Consider the following 1,335-nt stretch of genomic DNA (forward strand, 5'->3'; position numbering starts at 1 on the left):
TAAGCGTCAAAAAATAGACGCATAGATAAATGCAGATACTCCTGATAAAATTATAGATATATAAAAGAGGAGGTATCTGTTATGGGGAACAAATCAGATAAAGTATTTTGGGAAAATATCATAGAAAAATATTTTTCCTATGAAGGCTCTCTAGTTGATTTTTGCATAGAAAACAACATAACTAAACGTCAGTTTTATTATCATAGAAACAAACTTGAAAATTCAAATAAACCAGTATTCCATGCGATAGCTTTAAAACCTGTCCCAAATTCAGATAATGTCCAAAAGGCATACAAGGATATACGTATAGAAATTGGTAAAGCAAATATAATTATACCAGCAAGTGAATCAGAATTAATAATAACTATACTCAAGGAATTGGAAGCAATATGTTGAACATTAATAATGTTGATACTGTATATCTTGCCTGCGGCGTAACGGATTTAAGAAAAAGTATTGATGGATTAGCTTTCATTGTTCAAACAGAACTTAAGCTTGATCCTTTTGAAAAAGCATTATTTGTATTTTGTAATAAACAGATGAATAAATTAAAAATACTGCATTTTGATGAAGGCTTCTGGCTTTACTATTATCGATTAGAAAAAGGTCGTTTTAAATGGCCAATGACGAAGGCGCAAGCCTTAGGAGTTAATATAGAAGAATTAAGATGGCTTTTAAAAGGTTACGAGGTAAGAACTGTTTCAAAATTTAAGCCAATTGACACCAAAAACTGTTATTAAAAATTCAAGAAAATCCTTCTAACCCTTGAAAAATCAAGGGTTTTGTGCTATAATATAAGTATAAAAAGCGAAGGTTGAGGTTCAAAAATGGATGGCCTAAATATGGAAAATCACTTGGATGAAAACGTGAAAGTTATAATTTCTAAGTTGGAAAAAGAAATAGCTGATAAGGATTTAGAAATTAATAATTTAAAAAATGAATTGGAATTTTTAAAAAATCAAATCCTTAATAAAAACAAGAAGATATTTGGAAAATCAAGCGAGCAGCTAAATGTTGATCAAATATCTCTTTTTAACGAGGCTGAAAAATACAGTAATGATAAAGCAGATGAGCCAACTATTGAGGAAATAACATATAAAAGAAAAAAGCCATCTTCATATGTAGGAAAGAAAGACAACCTTGCTGATTTAAAAAGAGTTGTTATTGAGCATAAATTAGATGAAGATAAAGCAGTTTGCGATAAATGCCATGAAAAATTAAGTATAATCGGAACTAAAACAAAAGAAGTTTTAAAATATAAGCCAGCAGAGTTGTATATAGAAGAACATATTACTTACAGCTACGCTTGCAAATCATGTGAAAAAACAGATGAAA

General features: G+C 29.4%; 3 protein-coding genes. All 3 read left to right on the plus strand.

Annotation, left to right across the window (positions count from 1 at the left end):
* The first annotated feature begins 81 nt into the window (after nucleotides 1-81).
* Nucleotides 82-396 carry an IS66 family insertion sequence element accessory protein TnpA gene (tnpA, locus tag ABG79_RS12085; RefSeq protein WP_057979717.1) on the plus strand — a complete coding sequence of 105 codons (315 nt, stop codon included), beginning with the start codon at nucleotides 82-84 and terminating at the stop codon, nucleotides 394-396.
* Nucleotides 393-740 carry an IS66 family insertion sequence element accessory protein TnpB gene (gene tnpB / locus ABG79_RS12090; RefSeq protein ID WP_160318251.1) on the plus strand — a complete coding sequence of 116 codons (348 nt, stop codon included), beginning with the start codon at nucleotides 393-395 and terminating at the stop codon, nucleotides 738-740. Before tnpA ends, tnpB begins: the two co-directional genes overlap by 4 nt.
* A gap of 102 nt (nucleotides 741-842) precedes the next feature.
* The coding region (locus ABG79_RS12095) for an IS66 family transposase zinc-finger binding domain-containing protein (protein WP_242859347.1) at nucleotides 843-1,335 on the plus strand (493 nt) is incomplete at its 3' end.

Origin of the sequence: Caloramator mitchellensis (genome assembly GCF_001440545.1) — a bacterium.
Taxonomy (GTDB): Bacteria; Bacillota; Clostridia; order Clostridiales; family Caloramatoraceae; genus Caloramator; species Caloramator mitchellensis.

What these genes read in the sequence shown, in the direction of transcription:
- tnpA (WP_057979717.1), top strand. Translation starts at nt 82, where the DNA reads ATGGGGAACAAATCAGATAAAGTATTTTGGGAAAATATCATAGAAAAA.